This window comes from Spirosoma profusum, assembly GCF_014699005.1.
In the GTDB taxonomy this organism is placed as follows: Bacteria; Bacteroidota; Bacteroidia; order Cytophagales; family Spirosomataceae; genus Spirosoma; species Spirosoma profusum.
The window spans coordinates 111,777-130,877 of sequence record NZ_JACWZY010000001.1 but is presented as its reverse complement, the minus strand read 5'-3'; the positions used below and the strand labels follow the sequence as shown (position 1 = coordinate 130,877).

Sequence of the window (19,101 nt, the reverse complement as noted above, 5' to 3'; positions counted from 1 at the left end):
CCAGGCTACAACGACTCATCTCAAATACACCCCCATTCTGGCTTCATCACTCAATACTACGTCTACGTGTTCAGTTAACGTAGTACTTAATTCATAACCCTTATAATCAGCAGCAACCGGATAGCGTGGGTGGTTACGGTCGACCAGCACGGCGACTTGTAGTTTCTGAATCGGTACGTTTAGAAACGGTTGCAGGCTAAATGCCAGCGTACGGCCCGTATAGAGTACATCGTCTACAATCACGACAACTTTACTGGCATAATCAACTTCGGCCTGATCGGTTTTAACGGCAGACTGTATGGGCTGCGCTTTGTCCAGCGTCAGTTGTATCAGCGTGACCGAAAAAGGGGCGATAGTTTGCAATTCCTGTGCCAATGCTTCTGCCAATACATATCCCTCGCCCGCAATACCCGCCAGCAGTAAAGTCGTTTCTTCGAAGTTATTTTCGTAAATCTGAAACGCTATACGCCTGATTTTCTGACGAATCTGCTCGGCATTCAGAATAAGCGTAGGTTGGCTGGTAGTCATGGATAATCGTAAACAGGAAAATTGATGCTGCAAAGATGAGAAAAAGCGAATAGCCAATGAAATGTAAGCATGGCTTATCCGGTTGGCACAGTTTTCGCCTACTAGTCGGGCAAAGCATCTCCACTCTCACCAGTCATGTACGCTATACTTAACTTTATCTTTTTCTCCCTGATCTGGCTATTCCCTGGCATAGCCGCGAATGACGTCGATATTACGCAGGCGGTTGGAACCTCGCTACGTAGTGGCGATGCGAGTCAGTTATCCACACGCTTTGCCAAAAACATCGAGTTGGTTATCGATACCGAGCATGTTGAATTTTCGTCGGTACAATCCACCCATGCTGCACTGATTCTCAGGTCTTTCTTCAAGAAATATCCACCCCAGAGTTTTCAATTCATCTACCGGGGCGCGTCTGATAAACTACGGTACAGCACCGGTACGTATGTTACTGGCGGTCAACTATTTTCGGTATACGTACTGATGCGGCAGAATGCCAATCAGCAGTTTACCATTAACGCCCTGCATTTCAGGAAAGAATAAGCCGACGTCTGTTTACCAATTGGCGAGGACGTGTAGTAACTATGCGGACCGAATTCAAAATAGATGATCGACGTAGCGCCCAATTTTCAGTGTAAAGTGGGGCATCGGTACGTAATCATCAATCAACTAAAACGATTCCCTGACGACTACCGACTTTTATCCCTAACTTTGCATTTTTATGCAGAGGTATCATGATTGTTAAGACCAAAAAATACGCTTTAGAACAAAAAACGTATATCAATATTGCCCTTCGTCAGTGGGTAAAACAAAACTGGAAATGGGCCTTTGTGCCGCTGGGCCTGATTCTCCTGAACGTAGTACTAAGCCTGACTAACGTTTACCCTAACTACTGGATTTACATCGTAATTGTGCTGCTGACCATCCTGTACGTACTTTTCTGGGCCGTGCAGATTACAGGCATCTCGCAGATGGAGCAAAGTAAGGCGCTCTTTCAGAAATACGTTTATGAAATCGACAGCCGCCAAATTCTGATGCGCATCAACGCCAAAGAAGGCGGTATTCTGAAATGGGGCCAGATCGACAGTGCGATTAAAGATAAAGATGCGTACATCCTGTTTCTGGACAACGCCGAAGCGATGGCCAACGTAAAGGCTAGCTGGATTGCCAAAACCGTAACAAAAGGGCTGGCCAAAGCGCAGTTTATCTATCTGCCGTTCAGCATTTTCACGAGCGATAACGACTTGCGTTTTATGGAAGCAATCCTTAAACGTAAAGGTTTGTTGCCCGGCGCTGTTCCGGCTGAAACGGTGAGCAAGTAATACGTTCATCAGCTGAGTCCATTTAAAATATTGTTGGCAATAGCTTTAAAATAAGCGTCTTTGTCATGCTGACCGGGCCGTCGGAGCGGTTAGTATGACAAAAAAGTACGTATCAAAATCTCCAACTTTGTTACAGTCAGGCTGTGGCGAAGTTGGATTTTTTCGTTCATCAATTATGCGTTCACCAAACTATTCTTCCTTCGTTTGCCTATTTCTAGTCGCTTTATCGGCCATTGGACAATCCAAAAAACCGGTCACGCTCGACGACGTATGGGGACGTAATCAGGGGGTTTTTACCCCACGTACCGTTGCTGCCGTCGACTGGATGAAAGCGGGCGGTTTCTACACAACACTCGATGCTGGCCGCGTCGTGAAGTTCAATATCACAACGGGCAATCCGGTTGAAACGCTGTTCGATGAGCGGGAAGTTACGGTTGCGAATTTGAGTCAAAAGATTCACATTGAAGGCTACCAACTCGCTGATGATGAACGTAAAATGCTGCTCACTACGCAGGAAGAGCCCATTTATCGTCGGTCGAGCAAGGCTGATTTTTTCGTTTATGACTTAACTACCAAGAAGTTGTCTCCACTTAGTAAAGGCGGCAAACAGCAATACGCTACGTTCTCACCCGATGGAAAACGCGTAGCTTTCGTGCGCGATAACAACCTGTTCGCGGTGGAACTGGTAACCGGCAAAGAAATCAAACTGACTACGGATGGCAAACGTAACGCCGTCATCAACGGGGGCGCCGATTGGGTATACGAAGAGGAATTCAGTATGGCGCGCGCCTTCGAATGGTCGCCTGATAGCCGTAAGATAGCGTGGATTCGGTTTGATGAAAGCCGCGTTCCTGAATATGATATGCAGCTCTGGGGTGGTTTGTATCCGGTGGAATATCGGTTCAAATACCCCAAAGCGGGCGAAGCGAATTCGATTGTTTCAGTTTGGATGGCCGACGTAGTGACCGGCAAAAAAGTGATGGCGCAAACGGGCCGAAACGTCGGACCACAAGAAATCGACATTTATCTCCCTCGTATTCAGTGGACAAAGAATCCAAATTTGTTGTCGGTACGTCGGATGAACCGTCTTCAGAACCAACTCGATTTGCTGCACGTCAATGCTACGTCCGGACAGGCTACTACGGTGCTGACCGAAACAAGTGCTACGTATGTCGATCTGGAGTTTACCGACGATTTAACGTATTTAAACGACAATAAGTCGTTTATCTGGAGCAGCGAACGTAGCGGCTACAAGCACTTGTACCTATACGATCTAAACGGCAAACTCATTCGTCCCATTACGTCGGGCGATTTCGAAGTGGCGAACGTAGCGGGTATTGATGAGAAGAATGGCATGATTTTTTTCACGAGCACAGAGCCGTCTCCGCTTGAGCGCCACCTTTACCGCATTGGTCTGGATGGAAAAAACAAGGAACGACTTACGCAGAAAACCGGTACGTATACCACTACGTTCAGTCCTGATTTTTCTTACTATCTGCTGTATCATACATCAGCCAATACGCCGGGAACCGTCAGCCTGCGTGATACCAAAACTACGAATGACCTTCGTGTTCTCGAAGCCAACGAGCCACTGAAAAGTCGACTGGCAACCTATCAAATTGCCCCCAAACAGTTTTTTCAGTCGAAAGCCGCCGATGGTACTACGTTGAATGGCTGGATGATACGTCCGGCGGATTTTGACAGTACAGGTGCTAAAAAATACCCGGTTCTCATGTTTGTATATGGCGGCCCCGGTTCGCAGACCGTAAAAAACGATTGGGACACGCGCGACTTTTTCTGGTACCAAACGCTGGCCCAGAAAGGGTACGTCATCGTGTCGGTCGATGGGCGGGGAACGGGTGCGCGCGGAACTGCTTTCCGAAACGCTACGTATGCGCAACTCGGCAAACTCGAAACGGAAGACCAGATAGCCGTCGCCCGCCGTCTGAAAACATTGCCTTACGTCGATCCAAATCGGGTTGGCATTTGGGGATGGAGCTATGGTGGTTATATGACGGCTCTTTGTATGACCATCGGCGCGGAGGTTTTTAAAGCAGGCATTTCTGTATCTCCGGTCACAAATTGGCGCTATTACGATAGCATTTACACCGAACGCTACCTAAAACGCCCCCAGGAAAACGCATCAGGTTACGACGATAATTCACCCGTTACGTATGCATCGAAATTACGTGGTCCTTTCCTGCTCGTTCACGGCACTGGTGATGATAACGTTCATTTTCAAAACTCCGTCGCTTTTGAAAATGCCTTGATTGAGGCCGGGAAACAGTTTCAGTCATTCTATTACCCCAATCGGAATCATGGTATTTACGGCGGTAATACGCGTCTGCATCTATACACGATGATGAGCGAGTTTATCGAAAAGAATCTGTAATCGAACTAATCTAACGTGATTTATGGTAGTTACTTTTTGTCATCCTGACGCAGGAAGGATCTTAACGTGTCCTAGCACTCTGGTAAGGATACGTTAAGATCCTTCCTGCGTCAGGATGACAAAAAAATCGGCAAGACCCTATTAATCAATTATTTAACTTACCAACATCCATCATTCACGTTAATCTACTGGGTCACAGTGCATTGCTGACGCTTAGGGCTTCGACAGGCTCAGCCTGACAGGCCAATTGAAGTTGCTGAACCAAGCTTAACTGTCAGGCTGAGCCTGTCGAAGCCCTAAGCGCCAGCAATACGTTGCAAATAAACTAGTTGCGCTGCCAGTTATCCATAACTCACGTTATTTAGTATTCTCGTTAATTCAAGACCCTTAATTTTCCAGTTCCTTCCACCCGAACCCGGCCAGTTCCCATAAATCGAATTCCTTTTATCTGAGCTGTGTAGGCATTGGGTACGGTCACAATATGGGATTCCATAATTCGAACCGGCAACGTACCATCGGGCACGCAGCTACAACTCCAGGTGGTTGGTACGTCCCAATTGCCCGATTGAGCCGAACTAAATGAGGGAGGTTCAACCACAGTCACTGTTACGTTCTGGCTTTTATTACTAAGGCACGTACCCGAACTGGATGTCAGTTGGCAACGGGCGTAATACTGCGTAGTGACCGATGGCGACAAAGGCATGCTTACCGCTACGTTGTCGCTCGCCTGATACCATGACAAGGCGCCTTCACAACCTGTTGCCGTCAGCGAAACCGAGTTTCCCAACGTAATAGTGGTGCTGGTTGCTACGGGCGACTCCGTACCCATCACAGTAAACGTAGTGGCGGTTCGGCAGGGCGTGGAATGACTGTTTGTTACGTAATACGTTTTGGTAACAGGTGTTGCCGTATTTACTATTCCAGAGGCTGTTACGCCAACTGGGTTAAATACCGTTCCTGTCGCTAATGTTGCTCCCCCTGCGGCTGTGGCGTACCATCGGGCTATACCAGTATCAAAACCTCCCTGACTCGCGCGTAACGTAATGGTCCCCCTTGCGCCACTGTAAACCGAACTAGCGACCAGGATGTAGATTGTTCCCTGCGTTAAGGAGTGGGTAAGTTTTGACCTACCCTGGGTCGCACTATCATCATCACCACGAAGAAAATTAGTAGCAGGGCTAGACGGGTTGAAGGAGCTTCGGTAAAGTGACAGATACGTATCGCTTGGTTCTGTTCCTGTCAGTGAAGCGGCTATAATATCAAATGTAAACGTACCACTTGAAGGGGCCGTAAAGGTAAATGACTGATAGTTAGCATCCCCCCATGCGCTATATGCTGTTATGTTGTTACCATAGGGCCGAACATAAGTAGGCGAACCAGTAGTTAGCACGGCAATAACAGTACCGGTAAGCTGAGGCAGCACAAGTCCTTGTCCAGCGGGTACTGTAGCATTTTGACAGACAGAGTATGAACGGACTGTAGGGCTCGGACCTGGGTTAACCGTTAACTTCACAGACTGAACTGATGTACATCCAGCCGACGTCATTGAGATATAATATGGAACGATTACTGGTCGTACAGTTGTGTTTATCAATGTTTCATTGATTCTGGCCGAATTTCCAGTAGCACTACTATTGCTAATGCCACTCACGGCTTCCCGACTCCATTGAAACGTTGTTCCGCTGGTGCCGGAGGTAGCCTGATACGCAAATGAAGCACTAGTGCAGGTCGTTATTAACATAGTTGAACTGAGTCTGGGGCCATTAATGGGCGTAAAGTCTTCGGTGACTGTATAATCGCCACTGGTAGCTCCAGTAGATGCGTTGGCTCCCAGACCCCGGCGGGAAAACGCCCGGCTGATGGCGCACCGATACCGACCGGCAAACAACATCTGATCGGCCTGCAAAATGGCATCCCGCGCCTGTACAAAACTAGGGTTACAGGTTTGTAATCGCAGCCCTTCTGTCACCAGTTTCAACGCGGCAATATTCCCTCGCATGGCTGATACGTTGCTGGGCGTAGTGTAAATATATGGCTCGATATACTTATCCTGCAGAATAATCTCCCAGGTCATATCCCATAACATTATAGCCCAGAGGTTACCGATTTTGTGCCAATCGCCAAAACTCATGCCATTAACTTTAGTATAGGTAGCGCCACTGTTTACCTTTGCCATGTCGTACGAGTAACGATATGGGCGAATCCCCCCACCAGTAGTTGATTGACCACTTACATAGGTCGCAATGTTTCTGGGGATATTCGCACTTGCGACATTGGCGCTCAGTGAAGCCCAGTTGGTTGTTAGCATCAATGCCAGATAGTCACTCCAGCCTTCTCCCCCTTGTTCAGCATTCTGCAGACAGTCGGAATTAGCCGGGCCACCTGTCAGGCGAATCGACCAGCCATGACCATATTCATGCGATATGACGCCGTTATCAAAGTCAGCGTCTGGCTGATAACCGTTTGCATTACTAAACAGGAACATTTCCATACGACCCGGTGTACCATCTGCTGGTGTATAGAAAAAAGCATTGTTGATATCCCATCCGTCCTGAGCATCAGCAATGACGTAATCATTGCCAAGGCCTCCTCGCCCCATATTGCTCTTTTGAAAATTGCCACTGGGTTCGTCAAATCCGTATTTCCACAGCACATCATGAACCAGATTATTCCAGTAAAACAAATTGGTAATGGCCGCATCCCGGTTACCAGCCGCCGTATTCAGCCCTTTTGTATACGGAAAATTAAAATCAAGCGTAGCCGACGAAGGGCTAGCCCCGGTACCATCATTCCCGTTTGCATCTTCCTGCGCCCAGACATTATTGCCTCTTGTAATCGAGTAACTGGTTACCCCATCGTAATGCCAGCCATTGGTGGCACCAGGCCCTGTCCCGGTAGGCACAAAGCGAGTATACGGACTGATTGACTCCGTTCGGGAACCGTGATTTGGGCTTTCCAGTGGATAATCGAAGACGGTGTAACTGTTTCCGGCAAACGCTTTTTTCTGGACGCCAAAATACTGAGCTGCGTCTATCGATGGTGCTCCCACACACTCGTGAGAAACCTTCAGATGGTTGGGCGAATCAAAGCTACAGTTACGGACTGCATCAGTCTTTCGTAGAATTTCTCCCGAAGTAGCGTCCACATGAATATTCCAGCCATTTCTGCCGTCTTTGGTTAAAAAATGAACCTGCCAGCTTAAGGCTAATTCACGTACTGACTTCTTATCGATACTGTCCGGTTCGACGGGTAACCAGAAAAGTTTAACGTCGATTTTTTCATCAGACAGTTCAGGCAGAGCATACACACTTCGGGTTAGAACACCACTAGCCGACTTAACGGCGCTCAACGATTGAATAGGGGCCAGATTGGTTGTTGCCAGCCCCACATTAGCAACGGCTTTCTGCAAAGCAGTCAACGGCGAAATAGCGCCTTTAATATTTCCTTTTTTGGTAATACTCTCAATACCAGCAATGAAATTATGATTGAGATACGACGCCTGCTTATCGACCAGTACTACGTTCATCATCCGGTTGTAGACATCGATGGATTGATACGTCTGATTGAAATAAACGTGATACCAACCCGTAGTCGGCGACAGATAGGCGCTGGATAGCCTTAACCCATCGATATCGACGGGTACTAATTTTTGCTGCGTCAGGTTAGCCGCTACGTATTGACGAGCCGTTTCTACCTCGGTTTGAGCCAGGGCGGTACGTCCCCCTGACACCAATAAGAACAGGAGTAAAATTTCTGCCAGGAAATAGCTGGCAACTTTTTTGTAGTTGTGTTCCATAATCAGGTGTGAATAAATCATCTCTTGAAATCCAGTACGTTAGGCACGCTATTTGAGTAAAGGGTAAGGGTTAGGATTATCAAAGCAGGCTGGCTTATGGATTAAAACCAATAAACCCGTGACAGGCAATGAGTCACGGGTTCAAAGCTAAGTGAGTCAGAAAGTTTAGGCTTTCACTATTGTAACATCAGCTTGACCTATTGTAACCTCCTTCAAAACGGGAGAGAAATTCTGACAAAAGCACCTCTCAAGTAAAATTGGAACAACTTAATTGTCAACCCTATTCATTTTAAATTACGTATAGATTAAAAGAATATGATAGATTATAAATCAGTTATTATCATTTTCTGTATTTTACAAACAATTAATTTTACCTAAACTTTTACCTGCACCAATATCAAAAAAGTAATCTGTCACTCGATTGACGATATATGCTCCTAAAGGTTCACCCACGTTGGCTGTTCAGTAGTAACCGGGCAAAGCAGGCGTTTCTCCTGCCGGGATATTTGCTTTTACTGACAGTGTGCATTCTCCCAACGCTCCGGGCGCAGTCGTTCAATCTCCCCCGTCCCGAACTGATCACCGCCCGGCAGGGATTGCCGCAAGCGTTTGTCCCGGCTATCGTTCAGGATCGGCAGGGATTTATCTGGATGGCAACCCGCGATGGGTTAAGTCGGTACGATGGCCGAAACTTTAAAGTGTTTCAGCCAACGACTGAACGAGCCTCCTTATCGTCCTCGTCGATGGCTGATATTCAGACCGATTCAAGCAGGCGACTCTGGATACTGAGTGAGGAAAAGGAGATCGACATATTTGATCCTGCCCGGGAAACGTTCATCAATTTTTCCCGTTTGCCCTTCTTTCGCCGTGCGCTCGGACAGGAACGTATCGAGAAGTACTACCCTGATAATCAAAATCGATTGTGGCTGATTCTTGGTAAACCGGGAAAACTAATCTGCATCGATCTGGCGACGAATCGAATTCACCGATTCCCGGAGCTAAAATCAGTCATAACCGTTCGCCAGAACCTTGGCGGACCGACCTGGGTAGCCACTAAAAATCAGCTATATAGACAGGATAAACAGACAGGACGTCTCATCAGTTGGTTTACGCAGCCCGAAACGTATCAGTCGCGACCAGATACTATCCAAAACCTCTACGTTCGGCCAGATGGCCTGCTGATGCTGGCGTCAAATCAGCACATGACAATCCTGCATCCGCAGCAGGGCTTGTTAAATCGCATTGTCCTGCCCACATACCGCAGCCAGTGGAAATATTATTTTGCTACCGATAGCCGGGGCAATACGTTCTTTAACCTCGATACGTTACTGCTACGTTTTAATCCTCAGCAGGATAGCCAGCGGCTTGAAACAGTAGCCGGTTCCCGGTATTGCCGAAGTATGTTTATCGATCAGTCCGACGTACTATGGATGGGCACTAATGGCTACGGTATTCGGAAGTATAACCTACGGGCAGCTGCTTTCGACGCCCGACCCTACAACCGCGGTTTTCAGAACGATGTTGTGAGTGCGTATCTCGGCGTACCTGCCGACCAATTTTCGGGCTTTCCGCTTCTTTCTTCGCCGTATAAGTTTCGCTATACGTTTGATAAACAAGGGCAACTGTGGTTCAATGCGGGTATTACGCCTTTCCTCCGGCTAAATCTTGCTACGAAGCAGATCACCCCGATTCAATTTCCGATAAAGCTGGACCCCAGCGAGTTAAATTTAACGCACTCCGCATCGCTGGCTACTGATCCGGATGGCAGGGTATGGGCTATTTATGATACGTTAGTGGTTTATCAGGAAGAAGGGCGTTGGAAGCGGTTTCCGTTTTCGATTCAATCAACAGTTGGGTTACCTGTCAATCAGTTGGTTGTCGACCGACAAGCGCTTTGGCTGGCAACGGTAGCGAAGGGACTTTACCGGGTCGATCGCACCACGGGACAGGTTCGTCACTACGCTTCCCAGCCGAATAACGTAACGTCACTGAGCAGCAATGAGTTGATTGGCTTATTTGCCGACCCGCTGGATACCAATCTGTTGTGGATTGGTACGTTCGGTAGCGGTCTGTGCCGATTCGACAAACGTACCGGGCAATGCCGACGATTGACCACGCAGGATGGGCTGCCCAACAACGTAGTGTATTCGGCCATCCCCGACCGGCGGGGCGGAATCTGGGTTGGCACGAATCAGGGTTTATGCCGGGTTGACCGCCGAACGCTACGTACTCGCACCTATACGCAGGAGGACGGTTTGCAGGCCGATGAATTTAACCGATTTCATAACCTGCATCTGCCGGACGACCGGATTATTCTGGGCGGAGTGGATGGAATTACGGCCTTCGATCCTCAACAAATTGGCGAAGACACGTATCAACCCGACGTTCAGTTGACTGATATTCAGATTAATAATAAACCATTTAAACCTGACCAGGATTCGCTCTCGGTACAGGCGATGCCGGAATTGGTACTCCCCCATGACCAGAACTTTGTGACGGTTGGATTTGCCGCCATGCAATACAATCGCCAGACAAAAATCCGGTACCGCTACCGACTGGAAGGTTTGAACGATGACTGGATTTATACAGATCGACCGGTGGCTGAATATACTGGCTTACGTCCTGGCAGCTACATACTTCGCGTGAATGCGTCCAATACGTCTGGACACTGGAGTTCTCATGTGCGTACGCTTCACCTGACCATCCAATCGCCCTGGTGGGGAACGTTTTGGGCTTACGCCTGCTACGTGCTTCTCTCTCTTTTGATTGTATATGTGCTGGCGCAGCAGTATCGCAGGAGATTATTTCTGCAGCAGTCCGTTGTTTTTAAACAGAAAGAATCGGCTCACCTGCGTGAAGTCGATGCCATGAAAACGCGATTCTTCACCAACATCACGCATGAATTTCGCACACCTCTCACCCTGATTCTGACGCCCATTGGGCAGATGATGCAGGAAGAACGGTCGAAAACCGACAAGCGCCGACTCGATGTTATTGATCGAAACGCGCATCAACTTTTGGGGCTGATCAATCAGTTACTCGATCTCTCAAAACTGGAATCGGGCCATTTGAGCGTCAACGAAAGCCGGGGATCGCTGGACGAATTTATCGGCGAACGTATTCAGTCATTTAGTGCCGAAGCCGAATCGAAGGAGATTCAACTCACGTATCAATCTCAAATTGAGGGTGATTACTGGTTCGACATGGGCAAGCTGGAGTGCATTCTCTATAACCTGGTGGCGAATGCGCTCAAATTCACCTCCTCAGGAGGTAGCATTCGGGTTACGTTAAAACCCGGCATTTATCTGACTGTTTCGGATACGGGTATCGGCATTCCAGCCGATAAAATAGATCACATTTTCAACCGGTTTTATCAGGCGACTTCGGATTCAGAACGTAGCATTTCCGTCAGCAAACCAGAAGGAACAGGCATTGGTCTGGCGCTGGTCAAAGAATTTATTGGGCTTCAGGGCGGCTCGATCAACGTAGTGAGCCAGGAAGAACGAGGTTCGACATTTACGGTGTTCCTACCCTATCGACGGGTTGTTGCAGAATCGCTGAATCAACCGGTAGTCGAAAAGCCAGTAACGTATCAAGAGGACGTAGCAGCGGATTCGTCAACAAACATCCAGAACGGCGAAGCACCTACTATTCTTCTGGTGGAAGACAATCTCGAACTACTGGAATTTATCACCAGTAGTTTACCGGCAACGTATCGTATTCATCAGGCAACCAATGGCTTACAGGGATTTGAAGAAGCCTTGAAGAGAGCGCCCGATTTAATTATCAGCGACGTAATGATGCCCGGTATGGATGGGTTTACCCTTTGCCGGAAACTAAAGGAAGACCCACGTACCAATTACATTCCGGTCGTTCTGCTCACGGCACGTACCGCTATGGACAGCCGATTACAGGGATTAACCGAGGGGGCTGACGATTACCTGACGAAACCGTTCAATCTGCACGAGCTTCGGTTACGTATCACGAACCTACTCGAACGTCAACGACGCTTCCGCGACCAGATGCGAAAAGTGTTGACGAGTTCAGATGCTACGTTACCGGCAACCGATACGTCTGTGTCCAATCCATTTCTGGAGCAGCTTTATACATTACTGGATACTCACCTCGACGATTCAACCTTTGGGGTTGATGAACTGGCCGACAAAGCCTATCTGAGCCGGATGCACCTCCACCGCAAATTGAAAAACTTAACGGGTTTATCAACCTCCGATTTCATACGCGCCTACCGGCTCAAGCGCGCTACGCAATTGCTGATTCAGGGACAGCCGGTTAGCCAGACGGCTTATGCGGTGGGTTTTGAGAGCCCGGCTTATTTCACCCGCAGTTTCCGCCAGCTCTATGGCCTGACGCCTTCCGACTACGCCACTCAGGCTAATTAATTATCAATTTTCCTTCATTTTTTCTAAGTAGGTTACGATAAGTCAAGCCAATGTTACAATAGTGAAAGTCTACGGGACATAGTGCGTCTAGCTTTGAACCCGTGGCCTCTTCACCCGCCACGGGTTTATCTATTGTATCGTTATGGAACAAACGCTACGTATCCATCGGAAGCACCGTTTTGGGCTGCTTCGTCTGAACTATCAGTTTCTGCTACGTCTTTTTGTCGCGTTGATAAGTCTAACTGGTTTCATTATCGAAGCTCAGGCGCAAAACCTTGCCTGGACGCGGGAATTTGCTTATCGGGGATTCTCAGTGGCCGTAGACAACGCGGGGAATGTCTATACCACAGGAAATTTCGGGGGAGCGAATATCGATTTTGATCCTGGCCCCGGTGAATTCAATCTATCGTCGGCAGGCTTTGAGGATATTTTCGTGAGTAAGCTTGATGCAGCCGGCAATTTCGTCTGGGCTAAACGTATCGGGGCATCATCTTCTGATGTTGGCAACTCAATAGCAGTAGATAATTCGGGGAATGTCTACTTCACGGGTACTTTCCAGGGTCGGGTGGATTTTGATCCAGGTCCGGGAGAAACCTTTTTATTAGCAGGTGGTGGTCCGAATAGTTTCGTGTGCAAGCTTAATTCGTCGGGCAACTTCGTTTGGGTCAAACATTTTAGTGGCTCGGGTTTTATCTATGGCCTTGCGTTGACGCTGGATAACTCAGGCAATATCTATACTACAGGTAATTTTTCGAATACCGCAGATTTTGACCCAGGGCCAGATGTAGCCAGTCTGGTTTCTTCGGGGGGTACTACCGATATTTTCGTCAGCAAACTTACCCCATCGGGCAGTTTCGGCTGGGCGAGACGGCTGGGAGGGTCGAATGCAGAGGCTGGCACTTCGATAGCGGTAGATAATTCGGGCAATGTTTACACTACGGGTTATTTCCAGGGTATGGTGGATTTTGATCCGGCTCCTTCGCCGGCAACGGCTAATCTGACATCGGCAGGTAATAATGATATATTCATCAGTAAGCTCGACGCGTCAGGCGATTATGTCTGGGCCAAACGTATGGGCAGCACTTCTGATGATCGGGGGCAGTCAATTGGTGTGGATAATTCAGGCAATGTTTATACGACTGGCTACTTTGTCAATGAAGTTGATTTTGATCCGGGCAGCGGCACTGTTGACCTAACGTCGGCGGGGGATTTTGATATTTTTTTGAGTAAGCTCAGTTCATCCGGCAATTATGTCTGGGCGAAACGTATCGGCGGAACGAGCAGAGACATTGGCTATTCGCTAATATTGGATAACTCGAACAATATCCATTTGGCTGGCCAATTTATGAATACCGTAGATTTTAATCCCGGTACTGGAAATGCCAGCCTAACGTCAGCGGGCGATTATGATGGTTTTGTTGGCAAGTTTGACGCATCCGGCAACTACGTATGGGCCAGGAAGTTGGGCGGAACCGATAGAGAGATAAATCGTTCGGTGGCAGCGGATGCCAATAATACGTATAGCGCCGGCTATACTGAACGTAATGATGGGGGTGGGAATGTTTATGTCTCCAGGTTCACTTCGCTCGTTTCGCCTACCCTCTCGAATCTGGCCGTTTCGCCCAACCCCGTCTGTGCGGGTAATCCTGTTACGTTCACCGCTACTGTGAGCAACGTAACAGGCAGTTATAACTTCACGCTGACTAATGGCAGCAGTCCAATAACCGGTTCTAAAACTGCTACTACGTTTAGTCAGACGCTGACAGCCAGCGGATCAGGTACGCAGAGCTTTACCCTTACGGTAGTTGATAATGGCTTATCTGCAGTGGCAATTACAAGCCTGTCGGTGAATAGCGCACCTTCTGTCAGCATCTCAGCCTCGCCTTCACTAACCATTGATCAGGGCGAATCTACTACCCTCACCGCATCGGGTGCCGATACGTATAGATGGTCGACGGGGGAGACAAGCGCAGCAATTTCTGCCACTGAAACAGGCCCCTATTCGGTCACCGGCACCAGTGGAAGCTGCTCATCTGTGGCCAGCGTGAACGTTACCGTGACTGTAGTTCCCCCGACTATTACTGATCTGTCAGCTACGCCCAATCCCGTCTGTGCCAATAGCCCCGTTACGTTCACAGCCCAAATCGGCAACGTAACGGGTAGCTATAACTACACGCTCACCCGAGGCAGCGGTCCTGTAAGTGGCACTATGTCCTCTGCTACGTTCAGCCAAACGCTGACCGCGAGTGGATCAGGTACACAGAATTACACCCTTATCGTACAGGATAATGGTTTAACCACAAGGGCCACGACAAGCCTGTCGGTAACTAGCCCACCCTCCGTTACAATCACAGTCTCGCCCTCACCGATTATTATCTCGGGGCAATCTGCCACCCTCACTGCATCGGGCGCCGATTCCTATACCTGGTCAACGGGCGAGACTACCCCCGCTATTTCCGTCAGCGCTACGGGCGTTTACACGGTTACAGGCACCAACCAGGCGGGTTGCTCTGGTATGGCATTCACATTTATCACGGTATTTTCTTTACCCAATTTTCCTCCCATAGCCACAAACGACACCTTAACCGGCAGCGTCAATACACCGATAACGGGCAATGTGCTCACCAATGATTTCGATATCGATGGTGGTACGCTGGTAGCTTCTCTGTCTGTGACAACGCAAAATGGGTCGCTAACGCTAAACCCCGATGGGAGTTTTACATATACACCTAATACCGGTTTTATTGGCCAGGATAGGTTTGATTATCAAGTCTGTGATAATGGAACGCCCTCACTTTGTACCAGAGCCATAGCATTTTTAAACGTCCTGCAAGCCACCCCTACCCTGACCGGATTTATGGCAAATGCTGGGACTGTCTGTACGGGAAGTCAAATTACGTTCACGGCCCAAGTCAGCAACGTAACGGGCAATTATAATTATACGCTTACCAGTGGCAGCAGTACAACGACTGGCGTTTCATCAACAACGGCGTTAAGTCAGACACTACCAGCTATTGGTACAGGTACGCAGAGCTTTACGCTCACTGTATTGAGTAATGGGCTTTCCGGTTCTGCTACCACTTCCGTCACCGTAACTAGTTTACCTGTACCTACGCTTTCGGCCAGTTCGGGAGGGACGCTCAGCTGCGCTCAATCTTCGCTGACCCTCACAGCGGGTGGTGGTAATCAATACGTTTTCGGTGGACCGGGCGAATCCACGCTGGGAATTGTCAGTCAAAATCCTAGCGCAGGAACGGCGGTGGTCAACGTAGCAGGACTGTATTCGGTAACCGTCACTACGTCGGGATGTTCCAGCGTTACTACGTTGACGATTACTCAGGATAATAATGTGCCGTCAGTTAGCATTATTCCAGGCTCTGCTACGTTGAATTGCGCTACGTCGGCGGTGAGCCTAAGTGTGGCCGGTAGTGGTACATATCGCTGGAACACGGGCGCAACCACGCCAACCATCTCTGCCACATCAGCCAGTACGTATTCGGTGACCCTGACAGCTACGAATGGTTGTACGGCTACCACTTCAGTACAAGTTTTCCAGGATACTAATTTGCCGACGGTCACGATCAATCCGTCTACCGGAACGCCGACCGGTACTACGTTAACCTGTGCTAATCCAACGGTGAGCCTGACGGCTATCGGCACTGGAACGTACCGATGGAACACAGGAGCAGCCACCCAATCTATTAGTGCTACGTCGGCAACTACCTACTCCGTCACGCTGACAGCCGCAAATGGTTGCACAGCTACGGCGTCTATTCAAGTGAGTCAGGACAGCGATCTGCCCACAATAAGCATTAATCCATCCAATGCTATGTTAACCTGTGGAACTCCCACGGTAAGTTTATCGGCCACAGGTGCCGGTACGTATCGGTGGAGCACGGGAGCGACTACTCAAAGTATTTCGGTCAGTTTAGCTGATACCTATTCGGTCACGCTGACCGCTGCCAATAGTTGTACGGCTTCGGCCTCGGTTCAGGTGACTCAGGACAACGCATTACCGACGGTGAGCATCAACCCCTCAAGTGCTACGTTGAGTTGCGCTACGTCATCGGCAAGTCTGTCGGCAGTCGGAGCGGGTTCACTACGTTGGTCAACCGGCGAAACGACTGCGAGTATTTCTGTTTCCACAGCGACTACTTACTCGGTAACCCTCACAGGTGCCAACGGCTGCACGGCTTCGGCTAGTGCGATTATTTCTCGGGAAGCGAGTTCGCCAAGTGTCAGCATCAATCCGGGTAGCGCTACGTTGAGTTGCAGCAGTTCGTCGGTTTCTTTATCAGCTATCGGCGCTGGAACGTATCGGTGGAATACGGGAGAAACGACTCAAACCATTCGTGCTACGTTAGCGGCTACCTACTCCGTCACGCTGACAGCCCAGAACGGATGTACGGCCACGGCGAATGCCGTAGTGAGTCAGGATAATACGGTGCCTTCGGTTAGTATTTCGGCCAATCCATCGCTCACGATTGCCCTTGGCCAGAGCACGACACTAACGGCGAGCGGAGCCAACAACTATCAGTGGAATACCGGCGCCAATACGGTCTCTATCGTGGTCAATACGTCTGGTAACTACTCGGTTACCGGTGCTACAGGGAGTTGTCAGAGTCGGGCTTCTGTGGATGTTCTGCAAACTAATCCCCCCACCGGTCCTTTCGCTATTACCGCTGTTACAAAACACACTTGTCAGCAGATTGCCAGCAATCGGTACGTAATCAGTTTTACGCCACAATATAGTGGTCTCAATGGGCAGCCTGTCAGTTTCTCCGTGGTCAATGAGCTGTTCCCGACTACGGCACAAGGGCCCTACACATTGCAACTGTATACCGACAATCCGTCCATTGTTCTTAAAGCACAGCAGACTGGCACGCCGGGCGAAGTTTCGTATACATATAACTGGCTGGCCAACTGCGAAAGTACTCAGCCCAATACACAACCCCGCGTCAACCAGCCTTTAGCTGACCAGACGGCCCGAGTGGGGCAGGCGTTCGGTTACACGATTCCGCAAACGACCTTCACCGATAATGAATCACCTCACAGTCTGACACTTACGGCTAATGGATTACCGACTGGTCTCAGCTTTAGCCCACCTTATCAGATCGGAGGAGTGCCTAACGTATCGGGCGTAAGCAACGTGACCGTAACAGCAACTGACCCCGGTGGACTTAGTGTCAGTACCAGTTTCCTGTTGACGGTAGTGGAACCAACGGCCACCAACACGCCACCAACGCTGGCCAATCCGATAGCCACTCAGGTAGCCATTCAGGGACAACCGTTTAGTTTGAATGTGAGCGCTACGTTTACCGATGCCCAGACTCCGAACGCATTAAGTTTGACAGCGCAGGGATTACCATCGGGCTTGACTTTGGCCGGGGCGGTAATTTCCGGTACATCTTCCCAAAGTGGTACGTCGACTATCGTGCTGATCGCTACCGACCCCGGCGGGCTTAGTGCCACCACTAGTTTTGGCTTAACCGTACAACCCTCATCGGCAACGGCCAGCGCGCCATTTGCCATTACAGGCGTAAATCCGCTGACGTGTAATCAGATAGCCAACAATCGGTACGAAATCAGCTTTACGCCACGCTATTCGGGATTAAACGGACAACCGCTGAGTTTTTGGGTAGTGAATGAGTTATTTCCAACGACAGCCCCTGGGCCATACTCACTGCAACTCTATAACGATAATCCAACCATTGTGCTGAAGGCTAAACAGGAAGGCAGCCCGAATGAAGTCTCGTTCACGTACAACTGGCTGGCTACTTGTCAGAGTCCACAGCCCAATACGTCACCCCGCGTCAACCAGCCTCTCACCGACCAGACGGCCAAAGTGGGACAGGCTTTCGGCTACACGATTCCACAAACGACCTTCACCGATAATGAATCACCACATAGTCTGGTACTGAGCGTTACGGGTCTGCCTCCTGGGATGAATTTTAGTCCACCGACACAGATTGGGGGTGTACCGAGTGTATCGGGCGTAAGTAGCGTGACCGTAACAGCAACCGACCCCAGCGGTCTTAGTGCCAGCACCAGTTTTTTATTGACCGTCCAACCTGCTGGTAATCCGTCCGGTACGTTTACCATAACGGGCGTACAGACATTAAGCTGCGTGAGTATTGGTGCCAATCGTCGGTCGATACGTTTCCAGCCAATGTACAGTGGGCTAACGGGTGAACCGGTGAGTTTTTCGATAGTAAACGAGATGCTTCCCACTACGTTGCCGGGTCCTTATGCACTGGAGTTGTATACTGACAATGCAGTGCTACGTCTACGAGCACAACAGGGCAATTCGTCGGCCAGTTATGAGTACAACTGGCTGGTTGGTTGCGGAAGCTCCCGGCAGGGAGTAGCTGAACGGAGTACAGAGTTGCAGGTGAATGTACTGGGCAACCCAGTTGAAGGTGAATTTGTGGACATTGAAATCAGCGGAGCAGACAGTCAGTCGGTTCAAGTGAACGTAACGAATCTGAAAGGCCAGTCGCTGCATCAAACCCGGCTTGAGAACGTAGCAGCCAGGGAGCGTGTTCGAATACCAATTGTTAATCAGGGCGTACTCCTTTTGCAGGTCAGTACGTCCACCCAGCGCCGGGAAATTCGATTAGTGAAGCAATAGGCAATCCAATTTATTTCGTTCTATCGCACACAACA

General features: G+C 49.3%; 7 protein-coding genes. 5 read left to right on the top strand and 2 right to left on the bottom strand.

The window, feature by feature from the left end:
- Window positions 1-15: 15 nt before the first annotated feature.
- The gene (locus tag IC229_RS00415) at window positions 16-528 is read right to left on the bottom strand and encodes a phosphoribosyltransferase family protein (RefSeq protein ID WP_190884946.1); all 513 of its coding nucleotides are present in this window, start codon (window positions 526-528) and stop codon (window positions 16-18) included.
- 135 nt (window positions 529-663) lie between these two features.
- On the opposite strand from IC229_RS00415, the gene IC229_RS00410 reads away from it, so the two are divergent.
- The 3 genes from IC229_RS00410 to IC229_RS00400 all read left to right on the top strand — a co-directional run bounded on the left by IC229_RS00410 (window position 664) and on the right by IC229_RS00400 (window position 4,239).
- Entirely contained in the window at window positions 664-1,068 is a 405-nt protein-coding gene (locus tag IC229_RS00410) for a DUF4783 domain-containing protein (RefSeq protein ID WP_190884945.1), read from the top strand.
- 191 nt (window positions 1,069-1,259) lie between these two features.
- Entirely contained in the window at window positions 1,260-1,847 is a 588-nt protein-coding gene (locus IC229_RS00405; RefSeq protein ID WP_190884944.1) for a YcxB family protein, read from the top strand.
- A 175-nt stretch (window positions 1,848-2,022) separates the two neighbouring features.
- Window positions 2,023-4,239, top strand: a complete 2,217-nt coding sequence (locus tag IC229_RS00400; RefSeq protein WP_190884943.1) for a S9 family peptidase — start codon at window positions 2,023-2,025, stop codon at window positions 4,237-4,239.
- A gap of 373 nt (window positions 4,240-4,612) precedes the next feature.
- Here IC229_RS00400 and IC229_RS00395 read toward each other — a convergent pair whose 3' ends face one another.
- Complete coding sequence (locus IC229_RS00395) at window positions 4,613-8,035, bottom strand: M36 family metallopeptidase (RefSeq protein WP_190884942.1); 3,423 nt, start codon at window positions 8,033-8,035, stop codon at window positions 4,613-4,615.
- A 431-nt stretch (window positions 8,036-8,466) separates the two neighbouring features.
- Between IC229_RS00395 and IC229_RS00390 the strand changes: the two genes are divergently transcribed.
- Both IC229_RS00390 and IC229_RS00385 read left to right on the top strand, forming a co-directional pair.
- Window positions 8,467-12,435, top strand: a complete 3,969-nt coding sequence (locus IC229_RS00390; RefSeq protein WP_190884941.1) for a hybrid sensor histidine kinase/response regulator transcription factor — start codon at window positions 8,467-8,469, stop codon at window positions 12,433-12,435.
- Between the two features lie 142 nt (window positions 12,436-12,577).
- Window positions 12,578-19,066, top strand: a complete 6,489-nt coding sequence (locus IC229_RS00385) for a putative Ig domain-containing protein (RefSeq protein WP_190884940.1) — start codon at window positions 12,578-12,580, stop codon at window positions 19,064-19,066.
- Window positions 19,067-19,101 lie beyond the last annotated feature (35 nt).

What these genes read in the sequence shown, in the direction of transcription:
- IC229_RS00415 (WP_190884946.1), bottom strand. Translation starts at nt 528, where the DNA reads ATGACTACCAGCCAACCTACGCTTATTCTGAATGCCGAGCAGATTCGT.
- IC229_RS00410 (WP_190884945.1), top strand. Translation starts at nt 664, where the DNA reads ATGTACGCTATACTTAACTTTATCTTTTTCTCCCTGATCTGGCTATTC.
- IC229_RS00405 (WP_190884944.1), top strand. Translation starts at nt 1,260, where the DNA reads ATGATTGTTAAGACCAAAAAATACGCTTTAGAACAAAAAACGTATATC.
- IC229_RS00400 (WP_190884943.1), top strand. Translation starts at nt 2,023, where the DNA reads ATGCGTTCACCAAACTATTCTTCCTTCGTTTGCCTATTTCTAGTCGCT.
- IC229_RS00395 (WP_190884942.1), bottom strand. Translation starts at nt 8,035, where the DNA reads ATGGAACACAACTACAAAAAAGTTGCCAGCTATTTCCTGGCAGAAATT.
- IC229_RS00390 (WP_190884941.1), top strand. Translation starts at nt 8,467, where the DNA reads ATGCTCCTAAAGGTTCACCCACGTTGGCTGTTCAGTAGTAACCGGGCA.
- IC229_RS00385 (WP_190884940.1), top strand. Translation starts at nt 12,578, where the DNA reads ATGGAACAAACGCTACGTATCCATCGGAAGCACCGTTTTGGGCTGCTT.